The 23,337-nt window shown below is 39.7% G+C and carries 20 protein-coding genes and 2 pseudogenes; 7 read left to right on the top strand and 15 right to left on the bottom strand.

Annotated elements, in window-relative coordinates:
• Nucleotides 1-153 precede the first annotated feature (153 nt).
• The 4 genes from AACU25_RS10400 to AACU25_RS10385 all read right to left on the bottom strand — a co-directional run bounded on the left by AACU25_RS10400 (nucleotide 154) and on the right by AACU25_RS10385 (nucleotide 4,311).
• Nucleotides 154-1,170, bottom strand: a complete 1,017-nt coding sequence (locus tag AACU25_RS10400; protein WP_096575299.1) for a glycosyltransferase — start codon at nucleotides 1,168-1,170, stop codon at nucleotides 154-156.
• Between the two features lie 946 nt (nucleotides 1,171-2,116).
• The gene (locus AACU25_RS10395; RefSeq protein WP_096575297.1) at nucleotides 2,117-2,725 is read right to left on the bottom strand and encodes an FHA domain-containing protein; all 609 of its coding nucleotides are present in this window, start codon (nucleotides 2,723-2,725) and stop codon (nucleotides 2,117-2,119) included.
• 3 nt (nucleotides 2,726-2,728) lie between these two features.
• On the bottom strand, nucleotides 2,729-3,400 hold the full coding sequence (locus AACU25_RS10390; protein WP_096575295.1) for a hypothetical protein: 672 nt from the start codon (nucleotides 3,398-3,400) through the stop codon (nucleotides 2,729-2,731).
• 8 nt (nucleotides 3,401-3,408) lie between these two features.
• Complete coding sequence (locus AACU25_RS10385) at nucleotides 3,409-4,311, bottom strand: hypothetical protein (protein WP_096575293.1); 903 nt, start codon at nucleotides 4,309-4,311, stop codon at nucleotides 3,409-3,411.
• A 168-nt stretch (nucleotides 4,312-4,479) separates the two neighbouring features.
• Between AACU25_RS10385 and AACU25_RS10380 the strand changes: the two genes are divergently transcribed.
• Entirely contained in the window at nucleotides 4,480-5,670 is a 1,191-nt protein-coding gene (locus tag AACU25_RS10380) for a glycosyltransferase family 4 protein (RefSeq protein WP_096575291.1), read from the top strand.
• Here the strand turns inward: AACU25_RS10380 and AACU25_RS10375 are convergent.
• The 3 genes from AACU25_RS10375 to AACU25_RS10365 form a co-directional block, all read right to left on the bottom strand.
• Nucleotides 5,631-6,812, bottom strand: a complete 1,182-nt coding sequence (locus tag AACU25_RS10375) for a glycosyltransferase (RefSeq protein WP_096575289.1) — start codon at nucleotides 6,810-6,812, stop codon at nucleotides 5,631-5,633. The genes AACU25_RS10380 and AACU25_RS10375 overlap by 40 nt on opposite strands.
• Nucleotides 6,813-7,004: 192 nt before the next feature.
• Complete coding sequence (locus AACU25_RS10370) at nucleotides 7,005-7,235, bottom strand: type II toxin-antitoxin system HicB family antitoxin (protein ID WP_096575287.1); 231 nt, start codon at nucleotides 7,233-7,235, stop codon at nucleotides 7,005-7,007.
• A complete protein-coding gene (locus AACU25_RS10365) occupies nucleotides 7,232-7,480 on the bottom strand; it encodes a type II toxin-antitoxin system HicA family toxin (RefSeq protein ID WP_096575285.1) in 249 nt (82 codons plus the stop codon). The genes AACU25_RS10370 and AACU25_RS10365 overlap by 4 nt, the downstream gene beginning before the upstream one ends.
• A gap of 77 nt (nucleotides 7,481-7,557) precedes the next feature.
• On the opposite strand from AACU25_RS10365, the gene AACU25_RS10360 reads away from it, so the two are divergent.
• Entirely contained in the window at nucleotides 7,558-7,854 is a 297-nt protein-coding gene (locus tag AACU25_RS10360; protein ID WP_190445803.1) for a hypothetical protein, read from the top strand.
• Here AACU25_RS10360 and AACU25_RS10355 read toward each other — a convergent pair.
• Both AACU25_RS10355 and AACU25_RS10350 read right to left on the bottom strand, forming a co-directional pair.
• The gene (locus AACU25_RS10355; protein ID WP_015131022.1) at nucleotides 7,795-8,076 is read right to left on the bottom strand and encodes a type II toxin-antitoxin system RelE family toxin; all 282 of its coding nucleotides are present in this window, start codon (nucleotides 8,074-8,076) and stop codon (nucleotides 7,795-7,797) included. The genes AACU25_RS10360 and AACU25_RS10355 overlap by 60 nt on opposite strands.
• A gap of 8 nt (nucleotides 8,077-8,084) precedes the next feature.
• Nucleotides 8,085-8,354, bottom strand: a complete 270-nt coding sequence (locus tag AACU25_RS10350; RefSeq protein ID WP_096575283.1) for a type II toxin-antitoxin system prevent-host-death family antitoxin — start codon at nucleotides 8,352-8,354, stop codon at nucleotides 8,085-8,087.
• A gap of 77 nt (nucleotides 8,355-8,431) precedes the next feature.
• On the opposite strand from AACU25_RS10350, the gene AACU25_RS10345 reads away from it, so the two are divergent.
• The gene (locus tag AACU25_RS10345; RefSeq protein ID WP_096575281.1) at nucleotides 8,432-8,824 is read left to right on the top strand and encodes a hypothetical protein; all 393 of its coding nucleotides are present in this window, start codon (nucleotides 8,432-8,434) and stop codon (nucleotides 8,822-8,824) included.
• A gap of 13 nt (nucleotides 8,825-8,837) precedes the next feature.
• Here AACU25_RS10345 and AACU25_RS10340 read toward each other — a convergent pair whose 3' ends face one another.
• Nucleotides 8,838-12,731, bottom strand: a complete 3,894-nt coding sequence (locus tag AACU25_RS10340) for an AAA-like domain-containing protein (RefSeq protein ID WP_096575279.1) — start codon at nucleotides 12,729-12,731, stop codon at nucleotides 8,838-8,840.
• 231 nt (nucleotides 12,732-12,962) lie between these two features.
• On the opposite strand from AACU25_RS10340, the gene AACU25_RS10335 reads away from it, so the two are divergent.
• Both AACU25_RS10335 and AACU25_RS10330 read left to right on the top strand, forming a co-directional pair.
• On the top strand, nucleotides 12,963-14,366 hold the full coding sequence (locus tag AACU25_RS10335; RefSeq protein ID WP_096575277.1) for an AAA-like domain-containing protein: 1,404 nt from the start codon (nucleotides 12,963-12,965) through the stop codon (nucleotides 14,364-14,366).
• A 107-nt stretch (nucleotides 14,367-14,473) separates the two neighbouring features.
• A complete protein-coding gene (locus AACU25_RS10330) occupies nucleotides 14,474-15,106 on the top strand; it encodes a hypothetical protein (RefSeq protein WP_096575275.1) in 633 nt (210 codons plus the stop codon).
• Between the two features lie 187 nt (nucleotides 15,107-15,293).
• On the opposite strand, the gene AACU25_RS10325 is transcribed toward AACU25_RS10330, so the two are convergent.
• The 5 genes and pseudogenes from AACU25_RS10325 to AACU25_RS10310 all read right to left on the bottom strand — a co-directional run.
• Complete coding sequence (locus AACU25_RS10325) at nucleotides 15,294-15,500, bottom strand: phycobilisome linker polypeptide (RefSeq protein ID WP_045870451.1); 207 nt, start codon at nucleotides 15,498-15,500, stop codon at nucleotides 15,294-15,296.
• Nucleotides 15,501-15,740: 240 nt separating this feature from the next.
• A complete protein-coding gene (gene apcB / locus AACU25_RS10320; RefSeq protein ID WP_045870450.1) occupies nucleotides 15,741-16,229 on the bottom strand; it encodes an allophycocyanin subunit beta in 489 nt (162 codons plus the stop codon).
• Nucleotides 16,230-16,294: 65 nt separating this feature from the next.
• A complete protein-coding gene (apcA, locus tag AACU25_RS10315; RefSeq protein WP_045870449.1) occupies nucleotides 16,295-16,780 on the bottom strand; it encodes an allophycocyanin subunit alpha in 486 nt (161 codons plus the stop codon).
• 453 nt (nucleotides 16,781-17,233) lie between these two features.
• Nucleotides 17,234-17,725: pseudogene (locus tag AACU25_RS36885) on the bottom strand (phycobilisome rod-core linker polypeptide); the annotation flags it as partial.
• A gap of 45 nt (nucleotides 17,726-17,770) precedes the next feature.
• Nucleotides 17,771-20,464: pseudogene (locus tag AACU25_RS10310) on the bottom strand (phycobilisome rod-core linker polypeptide); the annotation flags it as partial.
• A gap of 484 nt (nucleotides 20,465-20,948) precedes the next feature.
• Here AACU25_RS10310 and AACU25_RS10305 point away from each other — a divergent pair.
• Nucleotides 20,949-22,145, top strand: a complete 1,197-nt coding sequence (locus tag AACU25_RS10305; RefSeq protein ID WP_096575271.1) for a class I SAM-dependent methyltransferase — start codon at nucleotides 20,949-20,951, stop codon at nucleotides 22,143-22,145.
• A gap of 289 nt (nucleotides 22,146-22,434) precedes the next feature.
• Nucleotides 22,435-22,974 (top strand): PEP-CTERM sorting domain-containing protein, encoded by a 540-nt coding sequence (locus tag AACU25_RS10300; RefSeq protein ID WP_096575269.1) that lies wholly within the window; start codon nucleotides 22,435-22,437, stop codon nucleotides 22,972-22,974.
• Nucleotides 22,975-23,337: the final 363 nt, after the last annotated feature.

Raw genomic sequence — 23,337 nt, 5'->3', positions numbered from 1 at the left:
GACTGGGGATTAGGGATTGGGGATTGGGGATGAAGGAGATGAGAGAGAAATTACTATTACCAATTACCAATTACCAATTACCAATTACCAATTACCAATTACCAATTACCAATTACCAATTACCAATTACCAATTACCAAATGACAAATTAAGTTAAACTTGCTCAATTTGACGTACTGCTTCCATTGCACCGTTGATATAAGAGGGTATTGGGAAGCTGTTTGCTGGTATTGCTTCGTCTAGTATTCTTCTAACCATCGCATAGATGTTTAGCAGTTGTTCGTCAAATGTCGCATCCTGATAATTTTGCACCCAATAGCTTTTGTAAGCTCTTTTTTCTTGGCGATCGTATAGTCGCTCTAATGGTATTGCTACTAAAGGTACTCTGACAGCAGCACATTCGTAAACCGTGTTGTAACCTGCGCCTCCAATGACAACATCTGCGGCGGCGATACATTCAATTCCGGGATGGTGAGACACCCACAACTCTTTTGGGCATTCTTTAGGACAAGTAGCAGCTAAAATTCTGACTGCACAATCAGGAAAATTTCGCTTTAGCCAGAGTGTTAATTCGCCAAATAAAGTCAACTCTGATGCTTTACCAGATGCACAAACCAGGATAGTTTTTTTAGATGGACTAACTCTGAGAATATGCGATCGCGTGGTAGCTTTATCTGGTAACTCCCAATGGTTGCGAATTAACCACGGTGCTGTATGGTCTACCATCGGTAAATCACAAAATGGTAAATCTTTGCCTTCACCAGGGACTATCACGCGATTAAAATTTTCTTTGACAAACGACTTTAATTTTTTAGCAGATACATAGCGAGAATTAATATCCCGATGAATTAAAACCCGGGGAATATAATCCAGTTTAGGTAATATATCTGCTAACTCTGCACCCAAACCTCTAGGAAAAGTATCGACAATCAAACAATCGTAGTGACAGTTGCATAATATTTTTCTGACTTGCAAACAAGTTTCCGAAAAATTGACATTTTCAGGAATTAAGTATACAAAACAATCATCATGGTCTATTTTGTATGCGTAGGGACTGTTGGTGATAATTTTAACTTTTCTTTGGCGAGAGGCTATTCTCCCCAAAGATAAAGCACGAGTTAAATGTCCCCAACCGCCGCCCAAGGCGTAAATCAGCCAAGTCTCCGCCACGATTTAGTTACCTTACAACTACTAGGAATAAAAATATCAAGTTATTGATGTTGCATAATTACAAGAAAAACTGTAGTTTTCCGCAAAATACAATATTGATTTTACTAGGCAGTATTCACTTTATGAGAGGGAATATGATCCTGCGTGACCTAATGCGATCGCGTAATTTGCTCGCTGTTAAGGATACGCAAGAACAGTTAGCCTACTCTATCTAATTTATGTTTTGTAGTAAGATAGAGTAAGGACAAACGCAGAACAGCAAAGTTGCATTTTGCTGCTACTCCTCAAGCAACTGCTCAGTTTTTATGCACACAACAAAATTTATATCATCAATCAGCAACGCAATATTCCCATACCACTTCAAAACACAGCGTTGCATAAATGCGGGATCAATTAGCGCCCTAAAACTATTAATAATTCGTTCAAACTATAGCGAAATCATCCTCTGATTCAGCAACAACAAAACTGTTGCTTCACAGTCAGCCAAAAAGAATTTATTCAGGTTTATTGTATTGTTTCCTTCTTTACCCAATTTTTTAGAGAAAACAAATCCTCAATTAGGAGACAGGTACAAAGCTAAAACCTTTATTTTGTCGAACTTGCGTAATTCTTTACAAGAGTAACGGCTAATCTCTGAAAAATACCCAAGGGCAAACTCTAGGCATTTTAAATTGTATAGCTTAGTCCTCTCTTGCGAAAATCATTACGATGATGGGCAATTTAATACCAGATGAATACCTAGAATAATAGATAATTTTATATGTAATGTCTAGATTAAATAGATAAAATTATGTAACAACGGATAAAAGCAGATGAAAGCAGATAAAAGCAGATAGGTAAAAATCTTGAACACTAGTAACGCTACGCAGAATCCAAAATGAAGACAGCGTCATCGTTTCAATATGGCTTTTGATTTATTCGGTAGCTTTACTTAGTAAAGCTATTCTCAACTTGCTCCCATATCCGTTTCAAACTCAGCATCGCTTTGGGCTTCTAAACTCACAGCATCAGCTTCTGTAAAGTCTACATCGCCAGTCTCCGGATCATAGGAATAGCGATCGCGATCGTCATAATAATCTCTACCCCAGCCGGAGCGATAATTACCGTATTCTGAATAATAGGCGTAATCTTCTTCGTAAGATTGCTCACAGTCAGGACAGCCTGTTCTATCAGTACGTCCACAGCGACGTTTAAACAAAAAGCCTACCATGCGATCGCACTCCCAGGCTGTAGCTGTAAAAGTTAGCACAATTTCACAAGCGCCAATGGTAATGCGATCGCCAGATGTTAAAATCCCACTTGTTACTTGGACACCATTAATTTTGATACCATTGCTACTATTTTGGTCAGTAATAGTTAATTCTTGATTTTGCCAATCAATTAAAGCATGGTAATCTGCAATTAAGTCATCCTGAATGGTGATTCTGGAAACTCTTTGTTCCTCAATTTGTTGTGGCATTTCTGCAAATGTTCGCCCAATAGCTACAGGAGTTTCTAATAGTGGTTCTCGCCGTTCTTCGCTATTAGGATCTATCCAACTTAGCTGTATCTGCAAGGTTTATTTTCCTCCTGTTAAATTCACAGCATAAGCTAGTCCAGCTTGCTGTTCGCGGGTAAGTACATCTAAGCCAAAGCAGGTAAATGCAATCGGTGATAACTGAGATTTGGTAGAGAAAATAGTTTTGGATGAGGATTTTCTTAAAGAAGTTTTCCCCTCTTTAACTTTTACTTGATAAACTAAATTTTTATCTGGGGTTTCTATTTCCAAACCATCATTGCGTGCTTTAATTCGATAAATTTCTTTTTTGGCAGCATCTTCTAATTTATAATCCCCATCATTCTGCCTTCTGAGAATATATAAATCTTGGCTTTGGTTAGCATCTTTAAGCTTCCAATAACCTTTTTCTGCCACTATATAACCTAAAACTTTTTCGCTACTATCCTTAATTTTGATTTTGCCCGATTTATCTGCTTTAATTCTCGCTAACTCCTGATTTTTTCCATCTACTAATTTAGCTCCATCTGCTTCCGGCTTCATCGCGAATAATTCCGAACCACCCTCAGTTTTAAATTGAATTTTTCCCTGATTAGCAGCTACATTAGTAGCTACTGGTGTATTTTGCAAACTACCATTATTAGCTACATCGCTTCCAGATTTACCACTACTACAGCTAACAATAGTAGTAATTAAAAATAATGCTAGGAAAATTCTCAAAAATCTTATTTTCATAATTTTGATTACTTAGAAAGTACTTTTGCTAAATTTAATACTTGATAAAGACTGAGAAACATCATAGTAATGGTTTGATATATTTCATTTTCATTATCTGCTACTTGAGGAGCCATTCTCACACTCAAATGCACAGCTTTATCTGTGAGCTTGACATTTCTTGGATGAGATAAATTAGGCAACTTCACCGCCTTGCTCACTTCACTTTGTAAAAGTTTAATCGCTCCATAACGGCGTTGTGGATAGTGTAAAGTTAAAATTAAATCTAAACCGACATCATTAGTTTTTGTTTTATATTTACTCTTACCACTTCTACCACGTTTCCAACCATATTGTGTTTTAGAAACCTGATTAGCAGTTAATAAAAAACGAGTTTTATCTAATAATTGTCCTTTTAAGCTCAACCATTCATTTTGATATTTATCTATCTTCCAGTCGCGTTTAGTTGGATGAGGTATAGTTTCTACTATATTTTCCTTATTTTTTGTCTGTTTAAAAGATAGTTTAATTTCCATCTCACTACCTGCATCCATATCCCGTGCTAGCATTTGCACAATTCGCTGGGTTACTTCATAGCGATAATTCAGAATATTTAATTTCCCTAGTTTAAATCTTTTGACTAATTCATAAATAGTCAAAACTGTCAATACAATTATGGCTAAAAATAAGGCAAATAAGGCAAAAACAAAAACTGGTATTTTAGCAATTACAAATAACAGAATAAACCCTAATACAACACAGCCAATTATCCCGTAAAAATAATAGAGTGCCCGTTTAGCATATTTACTTTGCTGCAACTCCGCCAGGTGATCTATACTTTCTATTTCTTGCAAATCAGCAATGATAGTACTAAGATTTGCTGTGGTAGAATAAATCAAATTTTTTCTAAAATTGAGAAATTCTATCGGCATTTTATTAAAACTCCATCAATGCAATTTAAAAATATTATTATCAATTTTTATTAACTTTACTAAATAAATCTTTCTTGAAACTCAGCAGTAAATCATTAACAAAATGTACAATGTGGCTGTCAGTATACCAAACACAAAATTAGGTGTCAACGAAATTTATATACATTAATGACTGAATCAAAAATCGCTTATATTGCCTTTGATACTGTTCCTGCACCTAAAGGCGCAGCCATTCATATAAAAGCTTTTTCTATTGCTTTAGCAGCAGCTTTTGATGCAGTACAGTTAATAACAGTTGCTCCCACAGCAACAGGTATAGATTCCCAGGAAATTTATCCGCAAGTTAGACAAACAACATTACCAGCAATCGGTGAGACTTTAATTCATAGAGTTTTATATTTTCGGCAATTACTCAAAGCATGGTTGCAAGGAAAGCGATTTGAAGTCATACAAATACGTTCAATTTACGAAGGCTTTCCCATCGCCCGCAACAAACAGAAATATTGCGATCGCCTAATTTTTGAAGTTAACGGTTTACCTTCAATCGAGTTAAAATATCGCTATCCTGCAGTAGCTGAAGATAGAGAACTGCTACATAAATTGCACTCTCAAGAGCAAATTTGTCTAGAAGCAGCCGATTTAATTGTTACCCCCAGCAGTGTCACCAGCGCCTATTTACAAAATCGTGGCATTTCTCAAGAGAAAATCCGTGTAATTCCTAACGGCGTAGATTTAAAAGTATTTACAAACGACAAAGAACAAATAACAAATGACCAATTGCAAATTATCTATTTTGGTACACTTTCGCCTTGGCAAGGCGTAAACCAAGCTGTTGAAGCATTAGCATTAATCAATCGAGATTTTCCTGCTAATTTAAAAGTTATTGGACAAGCAAGAGACTATCAACTCAAAGCCTTAAAACAGCTAGCGCTAAAGTTAGGAATAGCAGATAAACTCACTATTTTAGAACCAATGCCACAAACTCAATTAGTGGCACATATTCATACCTGTGATGTAATTTTGGCACCACTGATGCCAAGCGATCGCAATTTAGTCCAAGGTTGTTGTCCCCTGAAGATTTTAGAAGGAATGGCGACGGGAATACCTGTAATTGCTAGCGATTTACCAGTAGTTAGGGAGTTAGGCGAAGACGGAGTACATTTTTTATTAGTTAAGCCAGGTTCTGCCAAGTCGATTAAAGATGCTGTGTTCAGCTTGCACAATCAGCCAGAACTAGCAACTAAACTGGCGTTAAATGCTCGTCAGCGAATTGAAGAGTATTATACTTGGCAAATTGCTGGCGCAGCTTTAATTAATGCTTATACAGAATTGGGAATCAACCGCGCCATTAAAGTTTGAAGTTGCAACTTTTCCTGAGCGAGGGAATGTTCAATTAAAATGCGATCGCGTGCAGCTTGGCTAACTTGAGTTTTTTCCTCAGTTGTCATTGCCAAAAATTCTAACACCGCCTCACCCAGCTTGTGTAAATGCGATCGCGGCAGTAAAAAGCCATTTTTACTATGTGTAATTACCTCCGGTATCCCACCCGCATCACTAGCGATACAACAACAACCACAAGCCATCGTCTCTAATAAAGCATTTGGCATACCTTCCCACAATGAAGGCTGTAGGTAAACATCGCACAACCGCAGGTATTCGGCTACAATTTCTGGCTGAGGTAAATGTCCTGTGACAATTATCCTTTGGGCATTTTCTGGCTGATGCGCTTTGTACAATTGCAACACAGATTCTTGAGAAGCCCTTACCTCACCAATAATTAACAAACAAGCGGGATGCACTTGTCGAACTGTCGTTAAAGCATTCAATAAAAACTGCTGCCCTTTTTTCTCCCGCAATTCCCCACAAAACCCCAACACCATCTCATCTGGAGTAATTCCCAAAAACTCCCTAGTAATTCCTTCCCTCTTCGCTTGCGGGGTGGGGTTATTCTGTGGTGCAAATATTTCTGTATCAACCGCATTCTTCAACACCAACACATCATCCCGCCCACTAAGTAGCTGAATTTTGCGCGACATATCAGCACTTACCGCCGTAATCACCTTGGCGTGTTGTAGCGTCCATTGCAAGCGAGCAAAATCTCCCGGCGGAAACATTTCCCGGTCGATATCATTACCACGGGCGCTAACTGTACTGGCTAATCCCACAAGTCCAGCAAACCAAGTAGCCAAAAAACCACTAGGAAACAAATAATGCCCCCATACAGCATCATAACTATGAACAGAATGTAACCATTCCAAAACATTCAATGTATGAGGCATAGTCATATCCCAATGACGATATAATCCTATGCGATAAACACGAATATTTGCTTCTTTAGTTTCCGGTGGTAAAACTTCACCTGGCTGTAAATAACGACTCCAAGTCACAACATCAATTTCCATCCCCAATTGCGAGAGTGTTCCCACCAGCCGAGTTGCACTCCTAGCCAAACCACCCAAATCTGGCGCAAATCTTTCTGTAATGAAAAGTAGGCGTGTCATGACTGTTCTTTAGCTCATTTTCACCGTGTAATTATCTCTTGCACAATGGGAATAAAGGAGTAAAGTTTAACTTTGCGATCGCATTCCTCAAAATTACCGAAAGGTGATAACTTCTCTTCGAGACGCTACGCGAACGTTAAGCTGGGCTAAAGCACTTTCCCAACTACAATAAATGCGTAGCCCCCACTTAACTTACGCAACTTGCAACGGTTTTTTAGGAAGCATTCTCGGTTCTGGTAGTGGTTTGTTTTCTTCTTTCAACATTTCCACAAAAGTCTCAATTACTTCCTGACCATTTTTTGCTGCTTCTTCATAAGTCCTACCATGCGTATGAAATTGTTGCCAGGGGAACTCAGGTAAGTGTACTAAAAAAAGTCTATCTTCCTCCGACCATTGAATTACCATGCTGTAGTGATAGTTCATTCTTCTGGCTCCTGGTTTGCTTCGTTTTCCGTGCTTTCCATTTCTTGCAGTTTTTTCAGCACCCGTTGGATATTTTTTTCTAAATATAACGGAGCATCATCACCGTCTTTACCTGGTATTGTCAAGGGTTCTTCGGGTAAAAACGGATGCTTCCAATATGTATGACTTCCTTTACCTCTTCCTGGTTGAAGGATATAGCCAACTTTTGACACCATTGCTTTCAACTCTCTGACTTTTTTCGGCATTACTCCTCAGCGCCAACTCCTAATTGATTTTCTCTGCTTAAAAGCCAAAAATCCCAGATTAATTGTTAGTATTTTAGATGTTATATCCTTGGATGAGTGGTTGTGGTGGTAAGCAGAACTGTGTTTTAAGCGATCGCACTCCTCAAAACTGCTATATGCGTCACACTTCTCAAAACTACCAAAATGCGATCGCACTTCTCAAAACTACCAAAATGCGATCGCACTCCTCAAAACTACTAAAATGCGATCGCACTTCTCCAACACCACAAATGCGTAGCCGTAAGGCTTGTCGTCAGACATCGCACTACAAATCTCTAGCCCAGCAAACGTTTAAGCTGCTTATACACTTCATCGTCGTTACGTTTACCGACTAAAATTACCTCGACCAAATCTGCATCTATATCAAAGCGGTAAACAATACGATATTCTCCAGAATCTACGCGATAGTATCCTGGATAACCAATTAATTCTTTATAATCTGCGGGTAAGGGGTCAACATTGAGTGACATTACTTTTTTCGCTATTTGGGCAGCGATTTTGGGTTGTAAACCTTTGAGAAAATCGAGAACCGTCTCTAAACCATCTAATTTTGCCATACCATAAATTAATCATCAAATGCTGCTAGACGTTCGAGTTCTGTAGTAAAAATCTCAGACCCAACCATTTTAGAATTAGCTACAGCCATTTGTGCTTGTTGACCTAAAATTAAATCTTCTAATTGAGCAATTCTATTCATTAATTGCTCGTAATTCTCTGCTGACATAATTACGTAACTAGCTTGTGATTCGCTTGTCAGTATGATTGGTTCCATCGCAGCTTGTTCTAAAACATCGCTGTAGATATTTTGGATATCTCCAAGGGTAAATTGGCGCATTTTCAAGCTTTCCTAAATGCTTATGAAGAGATTATAACAAGTACATCATTAATATTTTTTAGCAACTAATTAAATTCATGCGATCGCACTTCTCCAACACCACCAATGCGATCGCACTTTCCAAGAACCAAAACGTGATCGCACTTCTCAACAACCAAAATGCGATCGCACTTCTCAAAACTACCAAAATGCGATCGCACTATCCAAAAACCAAAACGCGATCGCATTCTTCAAAAACCAAAACGCGATCGCCATCCCCAAAACCAAAACGCGATCGCACACTCCAAAAACCCAATAAATGCGATCGCACTTCTCAAAACTACCAAAATGCGATCGCAATTACCCAAAAACCAAAACGCGATCGCACTTCTCAAAACTACCAAAATGCGATCGCACTTCTCAAAACTACCAAAATGCGATCGCACTTCTCAAAACTACCAAAATGCGATCGCACTTCCCTAACACCATAAATGTATAGAGTAACTATTTATTATCAGGGCAAATTTCTTTTCGCATTTCAGGACGAGTAGCAAGGTAATCATCCAACCACTTACAACCTCGCTCTAACATTTCTTCTAAATTATCAACTACAAACAAACGTATCATCCCATCATTACACGCAGCAGCAAGCTTCTTGCCATCTGGACTAAAACTCATCCAGTTAACATAATTACGAGGTCTGTTTTCTTCAACAATATTATAATTCTCTTTTGCTTTTAATTTGCTATTATTTTGACCTAATTTAAATTCGCCAACTTGCTGTCCCTTTAAGTTCCATAACTTGATTGTGCTATCAATTCCTGATGTTGCAAATATTTTGCCATTAGGACTAAAACGCACTGTTTTAACTGCACCCTGGTATGGTTTAAATTCAGCGAGTTTCTCTCCAGATAGTTTCCATAACCAAACTGTACCGTAGTCTTTGTCTCCTTCATCAATGATGGTAGTAGCAATTACTATACCATCAGAATTAATACTAATATCCATAGCTCTTTGTTTTTTAGGTATTTTGAATTCACTTACTTTTTCTCCTGATAAGTTCCATAACTTTACTATCTCATAATCATAAATATTCAAGCTAGTTTTGTCTGGGTCTGCACCAAGACTATTACCAAGAACGACTATTTGTTTACCATCAGCACTAAAACGCATATTCCCTATTATAAAGTTGCCGCCAGTCTTAAACTCCTTAACAACATTTCCCGATAAGTCTCTCAACTGTATTGTATTATCTATTCCTGGGGTCAATAGTAGTTTGCTATCAGGGCTAAAACTTATAGACTGAGGAATACCAAAAGGATATGCAAATCCTTCTTTAAAATGGGTTAGTCTTGGTTTTGTCCAATCCCAGAAACTCAATTTTTGATGACTTATTCCATGTTCTACTGTTGCAATGAATTTACCATCAGGACTAAAATTTGCATCATTGGCGTAATTATCAGGCGGTTTAATTTCGTGAATTTTTCGTCCATCTAAATTCCATATCCTCATCAGTCCATCTTCAGTTGTTGCAATGAATTCACCATCAGGACTAAAGGTGACACTATCAACAATTTTGTCATTATGCCGAAAATCGATAATTCTATCTGTAAGTAAGTCAAATTCGTTTCTTTTCCTAGTTCCTGATAAATCAAATAACCTCACCATGTTATCATTTCCGGCTGTGGCAAGTTGCTTACCATCGGGACTAAAATTTGTACTGGTAATAATATCTGGACTAACTTTTAATTCACTTAATTGTTGTCCATATAAATTCCAGAAGCGAACTTTACCATCACCTCCTCCAGTGACAATTTGTTGACCATCAGGGCTAAAATTTACACTAAATATACTGTGAATTCCTCCTTTTAATTTTTTAATTTCCTGTCCAGATAAATTCCATAATCGTGCTGTGTTATCGCTACTAGCAGTTAAAACCAAATCACTATTTTTGCTAAATGTAATATCATTTACTCTACTTTCATGCCCTTTAAACTCAGCAAGCTGTTGTCCAGAAAGGTTCCACAAGCGTGCTGTATTATCATTGCTGGCAGTTGCAATCAATTGACCATTTGGACTAAAACTAACACTATTAATAATATCAGTATGACCTTTAAATTCAGCTATCTTTTCTCCTGACAAGTTCCATAAAAATACTTTATTCTCTTTTGACGGTATAAAAGATTGTTCTTTTCGAGATGCAGTAACAAGTAGCGTCCCATCAGGACTAAAACTTACGCTATTTGCAATATCCAAATCTGTTTGAAACTCTTTAAATTTCACAAGCTTTTGTCCAGATATGTTTAATAACACTATTGAGCCATCACTTTGCGCTGCTGCAATTTGCTTACTATCAGGACTTAAACTCACACTATAAAAAGTACAACTACCAGAACATTTAGATTTTCTTATTACTTTTTTATCATCAATTTCAGTAGATTTATTACCATAAAATTCATCTATTTTTTCCCATTTACTATTCCATAAAGCTACTGTTTCTCCTGCTGTTGCAAAATACTGACCATTGGGACTAAATGTTAGTTGTCGAGGTGCAAAATCAGGTGCGAAATGTTGAAACTGGTTACGTTCTTTAATGTTAACTAAGATACTTCGTAAAGCCAGCATGGGATTTAGAGCCGGATATTTTTCTAAAGGGCGACCATCGCTGACTTGCTGTTGTAGTTTTCGAGCAATTTTCATAGCTCTTAGCAATGCTCCTAACGGGTCATTTTCAAATTGCTGTTGTACAAGCGCACCGTTTAATTCTAAATCTGCTGCTATTTCTGTATCTCGCGCAATCTTAAACCATGTCCCTGCTATCATTGCCATGATAATTAATCCGAATAAACCAGCTATCAATACTCGTCTTGTTCTTTTCTGAGCTTTGGTTAGCCGTTTATTCGCTAGCTGTTCTTCTATTAGCGTATTTTCAATATTTTGTTGTGTTTCCAGCAAACGCTGGTTGGCTTTCCTCTCTTCCCCTAAAGCTTTCTTAGCATTTCTTTGTGCTTTTAATAAACGCTGATTAGTTTTCCTCTCTTCCTGCAAAGCTTTATTTAGTTTGGTTTCTGCCTTCACAACCTTCTGATTTAACTCAGCTTCTAAGCTCGCAGATAAAAACCGATAATCAGCATCACTCAAACTTTTACCATCAGCCCAAACACGAGCTTTTTCTAAATTTTCCGAATGTAATAAATAAGAATTATCCTGACATTGACTTTTTACCCAAGCGTTAAAATTATCAGCATAAGGACGCAATTTATTGAACTCTGTCTCAACCCAACTTAAATTAAAAACATTCCGATAAACAAGATTATAAACCTTTAAATTTTCCTCTTGTTCTACTACCAATCCAGTCAAACGCAACCTCATTTTTTCTGGACTACCATCAACAGCAATCTCTCCTTCTTGCAAAATTTGCTGATACAAACCCAACAAACTCCCAGCAAATTTATCGTCAGTTACAATCCTTTTCCGTATAGTTCTTAAATGCTCTGGTTCATCTAAAGATTCCCAGTTATCAATAATTTGCTTTCTGACAACTTTCCCCACCCAATCTAAAGCATTTGGCTCTGGGTTGTAACATTCTGAATATACAGATAATTCTTGTAATAATAAATTACAAAGTTTCTGCGTTAAAAAAGGTTGTCCGCCAGTCCAACTTAAAACACATTTCATCACTTGTTGAATGTTGCTGACTTTTACCTTCAATCCTTCAGCTAAGGGTGCGATTTCTTCTTCCTTAAAACCATTAAGTTGAACTGCTCGACCAATATTAAACGGCGTTCGTTTTTTATCATCAATCAAATCACTGGGAGTTGCCACACCCAGTAAAGCAAAGGTCAAACGATTAAAATCTGGATTTAAAGCACGCTTTTCATAACAACTTCTAATCAGAGCAAAAAAATCATTTGAGTGACGAAATTTTAAATTTAAACTTAAAATACTATCGATTTCATCAATAAAAATAATAATCTTTCCCTTGACATTTGGCAGCATTACCTCATCCAAAAATGAACCAAATCGCTGCACGGGAGGTAATTGAATACGTTTATCCCACCAAATAAATAATTCTTCAGGTGGAGATAAAACTTGTAGTTGATTTACCAAGATGTAAGCAATACCCGCATACCATTGATCGAGGTTGCTTTCCAGACTGCTTTCATCACTACCAATTTCAGTTAAATCAATCTTCGCACAAGCAAAACCTTCTGTTTGCAATCGTTTCATTGTTCGAGTCAGCAAACTGGTTTTACCCATTTGTCGGGAGTTAAATACAAAACAAAACTCCCCCGCTTTCAACCACTGATAAAATTCCGTGTCGGCTTTCCTAAATACATAACTGGGGGCATTTTCTGGTAAACTCCCACCAACCTTGTACTCATAATCTCCCGTCATAATTTATCCACAAAAATAAAAAAGATATTGAGGACTAGCTCCCCTAGATCCCCGACTTCTTGAAGAAGTCGGGGATCTGAATCGAGTGAGTTTTTATTAAACAGCTATATCACCTGAGTTAAGCCAAGAGAATATCGAGTATCGATTGACTTACTATCGACTTGTTCTTGACTTTACAACAAAAAGCCTTTTCCTTTAAGCTAAATTGCGTAGCTATTGTCACCATCTGCCATGCCTCGCTCAACACGCTCAGTAGTACTACGCGATGAAGAATGCAAAGAAAAGGTTTTACAACGTTTCGACGGGCAATACGGTAGTCAGACAGAGTTAGCTGAGTATATATATGATGAGTACAAAGAATCTATGGGTCAAAGTACGGTCAGTAATTTTTTTCAAAAGAAACCTGTTGACCGTAAAAAATTTATCCAGATTTGTGCAGCTTTGGGTATAGAAGATTGGCGAAGCGTTGGTATCCCCTACAGAAAGCCAACAGCTAACACAGAAAATAGCAATTCTGCGGAATTAGGAGAATTAGAGGAATCAGAGAAACAAGAAAAAATTCCCACCTTATTCACCCCATTACCTATGAGCGCTCTAGAATATCCAGACGGAGAACAACTAGCACTAAATTCCAGTTTTTACGTCCAGCGTCCCCCCGTAGAACAGCAATGTTTTGAAGAAATTAGCAAACCTGCTGCACTGATTTGTATTAAAGCTCCCCAAAAAATGGGGAAATCGTCCCTGCTAGCGCGAATTATTCAACAAGCGAAAAATCAAGGTGACGCGACGGTAATTATGAACTTCGAGCTAGGGGAAAAGGAATTTTTCAGCGACTTGAGTACATTTTTACGCTGGGTTTGCGATCGCATCATCTTAGAATTGACCAAGGATCATCTCGAATTAGCCACCGAACTGCTAGAAAAATTAGACGAGCATTGGAAATTGGCTCCCCGCATTGGTAGTAAACTGGCTGTCAAATATTACCTAGAGCGATATCTACTTCCCAAAATTAATCAACCCCTCACCTTAGCACTGGAAGAAGTAGATAGATTATTTGAGTATCCAGGAATTTACAAAGACTTTTTTGGACTATTGCGTTCTCTCCATCAAGAGGGAAGACAACAAGAAATCTGGAAAAAACTCCGCTTAGTGGTAGTACATTCCACGGAAGCCTATGTACCAATGGATATCAACCAATCCCCATTTAACGTAGGTTTACCCATAGAATTACCAGAATTTACCCCCGCACAAATCCTCGATTTAGCCCAACGTCACCAACTGGAATGGACTAATACAGAAGTTGAGCAATTGCGAGATATGATTGGCGGACATCCTTATTTAGTGCGTCTGGCTTTGTATAAAATAGCTTGTGGTGAGATAACCTTATCTCGTTTTTTGGAAACAGCATCCACCCCATCAGGGATTTTCAGCAATCATTTGCGTCATCTTAGCTTAATTTTGACAGAGCAACAGGAACTAGGCGCAGCGATGAAAGAGATTATAAATACTAATAAACCAGGAAAATTCAGCGATGCAGTCAGGTATAAATTAATAGCGCTGGGTTTAGTAAATCTGTTAAATGACGAAGTGATCATACGTTGCAAGCTATATCGCCAATATTTTCAGAATTTTTAGAAAGTTATATAGATACTAAATAAAAGTCGTTAATCGCGCGATTTTCTTTGGGTATAACTCAGATACAGCTAGGGATACTAGGATTGTCGAGTTAAACAGACAATCCCATGTTACAAACAATCAGCAAATTCAACAGATTATTTCTCGCTGCTTCAATTTCACTATCAGCATTAACATTCAACAGTCCCAAAGTAGATGCAATCATCAGCCAAAACCTCAATCTAACCGAATTATCCACATCAACTGGCATCTACGCACAGACTAGCACTGAAGATATTGCAACTGCATCAGAATGGAAAGAATTCTCTCCCGATGAAGGTCAATCCTCTATTCTCATGCCAAATGGTGACATCTCAGACATGACACCAGATAAAAGCGAGATGCATGAGGGTGTTGAGTCTACAAAAATGTATCTCAGTCTGCATGGCACAGATGTGTATATGGTTAGCTATGCTGACTTTAAAAATGATGTGACTCAGATTTCCTCAAGTGAATTATTGAATTCTGCTCTAGAAGGAATGTTAGGGGATGAGAAACAATTACTCAGCGAGGAAAATATTAATCTAGGCGCATACCCTGGTAAAGAAATTAAGCTGTGGGATGAAAAAGAAAAAATGACTTGGACGGGGAGAATTTTTATTGTTAACCAACGGATGTATATGCTCTTAGTTGTCAGCGATCAAAATCCGCAAATCAGTGATATTAGAAAGTTTTTTGACTCTTTCCAATTGATCCAATAGTCATCAAATTACGGAAAATTGCTACAGGAAAGGACACAGCACTGCTGTGTCCCTACGATATATGTGGTTGTAAAAACTATGCATATAATGACAAACACCAATTACCAATTACCAATTACCCAATAACAAAAAAGAGGCCAATATCGACCTCTTTTAACTCCCTACAATAATGTTAGGTATATAGTAATTACAGCAACCCAGTATTTGTACCTTGCTTACCAGTTGCCAGTTCCACCTTAACGATTTTTCCACCCATTTTCATGATGCGTTGCTGTTCACGGAACCAGTTCTCAAAGGGGACTAGCTTGGTGAAGTAGGTATTTTGTAGTTCGCGTTGGGTGCGAATCCGGGTTTGACTGGGTACACAAGCAGTAACTTTAAACAACCGGGCCATTTTAGATTCTCCTGTATTAATTGTGAAAACTTTTTTATTTCAAAAAAAGGGGAGTGTTTTTTTAAGGCAATTCTTTAATTAATCACTGCAAAGGCTGGAAATCAAGCATCAATACTAGACCACTAACACTCATCATAATTGATTATTTCAACCAAGGTAAGCGATAAACACTCTAGCAATCATGATTGATTTCCAGACCTCAATTAAGCCGCACCTAAATTATTAAGTGCCAACTAACTCTTAGCTTAAGCCAGAGGAGATGTAGTCTAGGTAAACGCCCATTTCTTTACCAGCGTCAGAACCTACCAAGCTAGCGGTTACTTCTTTGATAGCTTGGATAGCTTGTACGGTGGAGCTAACAGGAACACCCAAGGAGTTGTAGGTTTCTTTCAAACCGTTGAGTACGCGCTCGTCGAGGATGGAAGGATCGCCAGCTAGCATAGCGTAGGTAGCGTAGCGTAGGTAGTAGTCTAAGTCGCGGATACAAGCAGCGTAGCGACGGGTGGTGTACATGTTACCACCGGGGCGGGTAACGTCAGAGTACAACAAAGATTTAGCTACAGCTTCTTTAACAATTGCAGCAGCGTTTGCGCTGATGGTGCTAGCAGCACGTACACGCAGTTCGCCAGTTCCAAAGTAGCCTTTTAGCTTATCTAAAGCAGCAGAGTCCAAATATTTACCTTGAACGTCTGCAGAGTTGATGACAGAGGTAATTGCGTCTTGAGCCATATTGTTAATTCCTTTTTTCCAACCGTATTGCAATACTTCGGTTTAAGCCACGAAACAGCTTTAACCTAGGAGAGGGCACCAACTACGTAGTCGAAGTAAGAACCAGCTTCAGCAGCGTCTTCACCAGACAGTAAGGAGGAAGCACCACTCTTTAGGGCACGGATACCTTCGGTAATACCTTCAATAGGAGTACCCAAGGATTTGTACATTTCACGAGCACCGATTACACCGATTTCTTCGATGGGGGTAACATCGCCAGATACGATTCCGTAGGTAACTAGACGCAAGTAGTAGTCTAAGTCGCGTAAGCAGGTAGCAGTCAATTCTTGACCGTAAGCGTTACCACCAGGAGATACAACGTCAGGACGCTTTTGGAAAACTTGTTCGCCAGCTTGCTTAACCAAACGCTCGCGGTTTTCGGTCAAAATTTGAGCAATCCGCAGACGGCGCTCACCACCGCTAACAAAGCTCTTGATCCGATCTAGTTCGCCAGGGCTGAGGTAGCGGGCTTCTGCATCAGCATTCACGATGGACTTCGTGACGATACTCATTAATGGATTCCTCCAACTACGATTTAAACCAGAATTTAAATTAAAACTGGTGCGACTTTCAATTTGGGTAACGGTAGCTGTGTTTTTTCGTTTTTACTTCAGACATAGCACTTGACAAAATATCTCAGCTATGAATTACAAACTACTTGAGTCAATACAACCACACAAGTATTTAAAACATCAGTTACCTTCCGCAAAACATTCTCCGGCATTCTGTTGAGCATTTATGACTGCTCTTAATATTTTGTAATATTCCTTTTCAGATTTACGTTATTTTTTCCAATCTGAAAGTAATGTTACGAAAGATTGCCAAGCTCTTGTCAAAAGTCAACAGTGCTGGTTCACGCCCAGAAATCAACACTCAGTACTCAAAACAGAATTTGGTCAAGAGTCCAAGACATGAACTCCTGACCTGTGAGTGTTAATTACTGACAAACGAGAGTATTAGTTACCTAAGGAAGAGGAACGTGGGTAAGGTACCACATCTTCACCAAAGTAGCGGGCATACTCTGAACTATCAACAATTGCCTCTACAACAGCTCTTAGACCACAGCTAGCCATCAGCTTGTTGTATTCGCTAATTTCCTCTTGAGTAGCCGGTGCGCGTCCCAACAGGTGACGGCAGAGGAACTCAATTACTTTAGCGCTGGGGTAGGGTGTGTAGAAGCGATCGCAATAGACATCGGAACTAGCTAGTTCACGGACAAACTCACGTACCGAGATTTCTCCAGCTTGCAGTTTGGCTTCTAGTGCGTTTAAGCGGTAATTAGCAGGTATATCACTGCTAAATAAATCTAATACCTGAGAGTAAATGGCATTGATCACCAATTGGGTTTCCGCTTGGTTTGTACCACTCAGACGATAAATGCGTGCAGGTTTGCAACGATTTGCTGTTTCGCCCAATTGTCCCTGAGCGCTAGTAGAAGAACGACCCAGGTCAGTAAAACCATTACGTCCCGAAGATGATGTTCCTGCCAAAGTCAGGCGTGGTTGTACTGTCTTAAAGCTTGGTACTACCAAATCATCATTTTGCTTAGTCAGCTGGTTGTACAGCTTTTCAGTGTTCGGGAAGTTAGCCGCAGGTAGGGTGGGGAAGCGACGATAAGGTACTGTATCTTCACCAAATACCTCGCCATACTCCGCACTGTTAACTAAAGCACCGATAAAGGCGCGAATCCCTTGAGTAGCCAAAATCTGGTTATACTTGCGGATTTCTACTTGATTTAAGGGTGCGCGTCCCAAGAAATGCTTAGTTCCCAGTTCAATTACCTTAGTGTTGGGGTAAGGAGTGTAGAACTCTTTGATGTAGAGGTTAGAGTAACCCAAACCTTCAATGAATTCCTTAACAGTGATTTCCCCGTTACTCAGTTTGCTTTCTAAAGCAGAGAACTCGTTTTTCGCGATATAAGGTGCAACATCGCGTTCAAAAATCTGGCGGTAGGCGGCGCTGATCAAAGTTTGCACAGCAGCTTTGTCGCTGATGTTTGCCACCTGCTTGAAGACTTTGGTTTGTTCGCGTTGCTTGCTAACACCTTGGTTAATCCGGAATTGAATATCCGGTTCTGTCCGAGTGTCGGTAACTGTACCTAAAGTTACAAACAATGGTGTTTCTTGCTTCTGGACTTTTCCACCGACATCTTCGCGGATACTGCCAACTCGCAGTTGTCGCAACGCCACACCAGATGGAGTCAGATAGCGTTCGTAAGGAACTGTATCCTCACCAAATGCTTCACTGTATTCTACGCTGTTGATAATTGCGTCTACTACGGCATAAAAGCCTTGTTTAGCGGCGATGTCAAAATATTTGTTGATTTCTTGACGACCGTAGGTAGGACGACCTAACAAGCGGCGGTGGATGTATTCAATCGCTTTACAAACATACAGCGAAGTCCAGTAGGTTTTGCGGAATACATCCGACTTGGCTAAAGCACGAATAAATTCTCTGACAGAGAGTTGTCCGTTTTCTAGCTTGATTTCTTGGACTTTTAAGCGCTGACCTTCGTAAACATCACGACCGAAAACTTGCAAGTATGCAGCTTTGATGACTGCTTGAGTAGAGCTTTCGGAGAACTTAATGCTTGCGCCTTTAGCAGCTTTTTTGCCAATTGTGCCTGGCAGTTGATCCAAGCGGAAGACTTTAGGCCCTAAGCTACCAGGGAACTCACCTCTGGCACCAGGATTGCTAACTTGGCTATTAATACCAGGCCCTTGGTTAATTAAGATCCGCCGAGTATCCTTGCTAAAAGGTGCAGGGCTGGTGTTGGGATTGCGGGTTTCTTTCGGGAAAATCGCCCCAAACTGAATTTCTAGTGGGTCGTTACCAGAACCATAGGGATGCTGATCGGGGAGTGGGCGATCATAAGCAGCGAATGTGGTAATAAACTGAGGTACTTTGCGGAAAGGCGCACTGTAGTTAAACAGGTCTTGCTGCGGCCCCCAGTTACGACATTCTTGTGCCTCTTGACCCAAACCACGCAGGTAAGGTACTGTCTCTTCACCAAAGTAGTCACTGTATTCTGGCGAATCCACCAAAGCATCTACTAAAGCTGGCAGACCACCGTTAGAAATAATCGAGAAGTATTTTTGTACTTCTTCCCGGCTACTTGGCCCCCGTCCCAAAATATGACGGAAAGCTAGTTCAATTACTCGGCTATTAATAAAAGGCTGGTAAAACTGTTTTTGGTAAAGAGGAGATTTGGCTAGACGACGGACAAACTCTTTCATAGAGATGTCGCCGTTCTTCACCTTAGATTCTAGGTCAGATACAGACAAGCTGTAAGCACGAGTAATATCGCGCTCAAAGATTTGCCGATATGCAGCTTTGATGACTTCATTTTTTTCTGATGCGGATAACCCAGGCTTCATCACAAACTTGGGCCGCCGTTCTGCTGCTTCAAAGTAAATTTGAGGCAGTTGTAAACCTTGTTGGTCTCCAGAAGGACGTTGACGCAGTTTATTGGAAGGTGTTGCTGCTTTAAATTCTGTCAGCAATACATCCATGTATTGAGACACAATCTCTGTAGCCTTAGCATCCTGACGGAAGAAAGATAATGATGCTGCTTTGATTTCTTGTAAAGCCACAATTGTTGCTTCACCAGAACAAGCATTTTCAATAATTTCCCGCAAACCGCGTGTATTCACAGCGATGATATTGGGGTCACCTGCCACGATCGCATAGGTAGCATAGCGCAAGAACCAGGACAAGTCCCGCAGACTCTTGGCCATGTTGCTAGGGCCATAACGAGCAACGTTGATCGGTCTAAAACCTGGAGGTGTTGGGCCACTGGGAGAACTGTTAAAGATAGAGCGTAAATTTTCCAGGAATCCACCCCGACTTTCAACGTAGGTGACGGTTCCTAGTTTCATGCCTTCTTGCACATTCCCAGGAGCAACAGTAGCCATTGCCAATTCTGCTTCTCTTGGCTTTTCCAAGAAAGACATTGGCGAACCACCAACGAAAATTCGGTTGGCAGCCCGAGATACAATAATCTCGGAATTTTCCGTGAGCGTCTGGGCAATTTCTAGACGCTTTGCACCAGATGCAAAATAGGTTGCCAGTTCGTTCAGTTCGCCAGTTCCCAAAAAGCGGTCTTGTTGTTCCGCTTGGGTAATTGTTGCTACTGCTAGGGTTTGATATAGTTGCGGACGCGCAACTGAGCTTCCACCACTTGCCTTAACACTCATCGGATTTGTAAAACTCCCATCATAAGCATTTATGTGTTAAGTCTGGGTCGCTTTGAGGCTTGACACATCGGTGGTCATGCCTTAAGAGTACCGCCTTCAAAACTGCCAGTAAATTAACCCAGTCAGCTTTTAGATTAGAACGTTTTGCGGCTTACCTGTTGATTTATTAAGAAGTATGTAGAATCTGACGCATCAAAGTTATAAATTCCATAGCCAGTACTCTTAGTTATCTGAGATTAAGATTAAGTTTTGTAACTAATGGTTTACAAAAACCTACAGCAAAGATTTGCCTATTTAAAAAGATTTGCGATTAGAAACAAAGAATTTTAGATTTCAGATTTTAGATTTTGGATTTGGTAATTGGGTGTTTGTTATTTGTCCTCATCTCCCCCTGCTCCCTGCTCCCCTGCCTCTTTCGTCACCAGCTATACCATAAATGTCCAGCATTCGATAAACTCAGAATTGCTGCATTGTCGCTTCAAAAATGTCAGATCCTCAAACCGTTAGTACTGCTGTTGCCAAACTCTACGATACCTATCCATTTCCGCCAGAACCACTGCTTGATGAAGCTCCGCCTGGGTACAATTGGCGTTGGAATTGGCTAGCAGCTTACAATTTTTGCACCAGACAGAAGCCACAAAAGCAGAATATTCGGATTTTAGATGCAGGATGTGGCTCTGGGGTGGGAACAGAATACTTGGTGCATCTTAACCCCCAAGCACAAGTCGTCGGCATTGACCTGAGTGCTGGGACATTGGCAGTAGCAAAAGAACGTTGTCAACGTTCTGGTGCTAACCGTGTAGAGTTTCATCACTTGAGTTTATTCGATGTAGAACAGCTACCAGGTGAGTTTGATTTAATTAATTGTGTTGGCGTTTTGCATCATACCCCTGACCCCATTCGTGGTATTCAAGCCTTAGCCAAAAAGTTAGCCCCAGGTGGGTTGATGCACATTTTTGTGTATGGTGAGTTGGGACGCTGGGAAATTCAACTGATGCAAAAAGCGATCGCTCTCCTCCAAGGTGAAAAACGTGGCGATTACCGTGATGGGGTACAAGTTGGGCGGCAAATATTTGCTTCTTTACCAGAAAATAACCGGATTGCCAAACGGGAAAAAGAGCGCTGGTCATTAGAAAATCATCGGGATGAAAACTTCGCTGATATGTATGTTCATCCCCAAGAGATTGATTACAACATTGAGACGCTATTTGAATTAATTGACGCTTCTGGCTTAGAGTTTATCGGTTTCTCCAATCCTGGTTTCTGGCAATTAGACAGACTTTTAGCCAAAGCACCTGATTTGATGGAGCGAGCCAAAAATTTAAGCGATCGCCAAATCTACCGCTTAATAGAATTACTCGATCCAGAAGTCACCCATTACGAATTTTTCCTAGGTCGTCCCCCCATCACGAAAGCTGATTGGTCAGAAGATAATTCCCTATTGCAAGCAATTCCCGAACTTAATCCTTGTATAGATGGCTTTCCCAGCCAATGTATATTTAACTATGATTACCAAATAGTTAATTTATCGGCAGAAGAGTTGGAATTTCTACAGCGCTGTGATGGTAATTCTACGGTGGCGCAAATACTATCTGCTGTACAGCTAGAGTTAGAGGGAGTGAGAAAGCTTCTGAAACAGCAAATAGTGATGTTGACACCAACCTCAAGAGAATTGCACTAAGTTAGCTCACGGGGTTACACCAAGCTCTGTAATTAGCTATTCAGGATTCCCACTATCTTACTCAAGTGCTTATATAACTATAAAAATTCGGATTTTAAACTATCCGGATTTTTTTTATTCAAAAAATATACATTTACCCGAAATTTACAAAACCCTCCAAAAATATAAAGTTTTATTCAAAACTACTTTTTCTGCTTCCGTATAAAAGTAAATGCTAATACATTGTACTTGTCATCTCTTACGAGCTTGTACTTACGTAGTTATACAATAATTAAAGGAGAATTTGCGGATGAAATTAGCTAAAAAGCTGAGTATTGCCGCTACTAGTGTTGTCTTGTCTGTTGCTGCTGTTAGTGCTAGACCCGCTGAAGCCGCAAGTGTTGTATTCAAAGGTCAAACGGGGAACGCATACAATTACGGTATCCAGTTTGATTCCATAAACCAAGGTGGTGTTGAATTTATCAAGAGTAATTCATCATTCTCTCTGTCAGGATTGGTGGGTGTATTTAAAGCAACTGTTGATACTCCAAGTTACTTAGCAGTAGACAGTATAGACCCTGACTATGTTAGTTTTAAAGTGCTAAAAGATGTAAGTGGTGGTGTTGGTAGCTTATCTAGCTTCCTCAATTTCTCCATCTTCAGTAATTCTCCCGCAGGTCTTGGAGGATGGGATATTACCCGCCGCAACCCTTTTGGTAAAGCAACCTCTTTTGAAGGTGACGTTACAGCACCCGTTCCCGAACCAATGACAATTGGTGGCTCATTGCTGGCTATTGGCTTTGGTACGTGGATGAAGCGGAAAAAAGCGGAATCTGCTCAGAAAGCTTAATCAATAAACCTCTACCACTTAAACCTCCTCTTTGTTAACGGGGTGCAAAAACTACTTTGAGCTATACATATAACCTCACGCCCTCAGAGATTGCCTGTAATTCTCTTTGAGGGCATTTATATTTGGTGAATGTTGTAATTTTTCGATATCAAGCTGCTCGCTAGGACTTGCAATATCACAGAGATATTTTTTCAGCTTCTGGGATAGGCATCTCGCCTAGATTGAAAATTCATCTTATACTAGTAGATGACTAGATGAAATTTAGATTCGCGATCGCTCTTGTAAATCTTGGCAGAATATTTGATCAAATGTTGTAACATCTAGGCATTACAACTCGAGTATTAGTACTTTTACGGAATAGAC

Origin of the sequence: Tolypothrix tenuis PCC 7101 (genome assembly GCF_963874875.1) — a bacterium.
In the GTDB taxonomy this organism is placed as follows: Bacteria; Cyanobacteriota; Cyanobacteriia; order Cyanobacteriales; family Nostocaceae; genus Aulosira; species Aulosira tenue.
This window is presented reverse-complemented; position numbering and strand designations above follow the sequence as displayed.

Excerpts from the sequence above, each read along its gene's own strand:
- AACU25_RS10385 (WP_096575293.1), bottom strand. The coding sequence starts at position 4,311 with ATGCCGATAGAATTTCTCAATTTTAGAAAAAATTTGATTTATTCTACC.
- AACU25_RS10370 (WP_096575287.1), bottom strand. The coding sequence starts at position 7,235 with ATGAACTATCACTACAGCATGGTAATTCAATGGTCGGAGGAAGATAGA.
- AACU25_RS10390 (WP_096575295.1), bottom strand. The coding sequence starts at position 3,400 with ATGAAAATAAGATTTTTGAGAATTTTCCTAGCATTATTTTTAATTACT.
- AACU25_RS10365 (WP_096575285.1), bottom strand. The coding sequence starts at position 7,480 with ATGCCGAAAAAAGTCAGAGAGTTGAAAGCAATGGTGTCAAAAGTTGGC.
- apcA (WP_045870449.1), bottom strand. The coding sequence starts at position 16,780 with ATGAGTATCGTCACGAAGTCCATCGTGAATGCTGATGCAGAAGCCCGC.
- AACU25_RS10330 (WP_096575275.1), top strand. The coding sequence starts at position 14,474 with ATGTTACAAACAATCAGCAAATTCAACAGATTATTTCTCGCTGCTTCA.
- AACU25_RS10375 (WP_096575289.1), bottom strand. The coding sequence starts at position 6,812 with ATGACACGCCTACTTTTCATTACAGAAAGATTTGCGCCAGATTTGGGT.
- AACU25_RS10345 (WP_096575281.1), top strand. The coding sequence starts at position 8,432 with ATGCGATCGCACTTCTCCAACACCACCAATGCGATCGCACTTTCCAAG.
- AACU25_RS10350 (WP_096575283.1), bottom strand. The coding sequence starts at position 8,354 with ATGCGCCAATTTACCCTTGGAGATATCCAAAATATCTACAGCGATGTT.
- AACU25_RS10325 (WP_045870451.1), bottom strand. The coding sequence starts at position 15,500 with ATGGCCCGGTTGTTTAAAGTTACTGCTTGTGTACCCAGTCAAACCCGG.
- AACU25_RS10305 (WP_096575271.1), top strand. The coding sequence starts at position 20,949 with ATGTCAGATCCTCAAACCGTTAGTACTGCTGTTGCCAAACTCTACGAT.
- apcB (WP_045870450.1), bottom strand. The coding sequence starts at position 16,229 with ATGGCTCAAGACGCAATTACCTCTGTCATCAACTCTGCAGACGTTCAA.
- AACU25_RS10355 (WP_015131022.1), bottom strand. The coding sequence starts at position 8,076 with ATGGCAAAATTAGATGGTTTAGAGACGGTTCTCGATTTTCTCAAAGGT.
- AACU25_RS10380 (WP_096575291.1), top strand. The coding sequence starts at position 4,480 with ATGACTGAATCAAAAATCGCTTATATTGCCTTTGATACTGTTCCTGCA.
- AACU25_RS10300 (WP_096575269.1), top strand. The coding sequence starts at position 22,435 with ATGAAATTAGCTAAAAAGCTGAGTATTGCCGCTACTAGTGTTGTCTTG.
- AACU25_RS10360 (WP_190445803.1), top strand. The coding sequence starts at position 7,558 with ATGTTATATCCTTGGATGAGTGGTTGTGGTGGTAAGCAGAACTGTGTT.
- AACU25_RS10335 (WP_096575277.1), top strand. The coding sequence starts at position 12,963 with ATGCCTCGCTCAACACGCTCAGTAGTACTACGCGATGAAGAATGCAAA.
- AACU25_RS10340 (WP_096575279.1), bottom strand. The coding sequence starts at position 12,731 with ATGACGGGAGATTATGAGTACAAGGTTGGTGGGAGTTTACCAGAAAAT.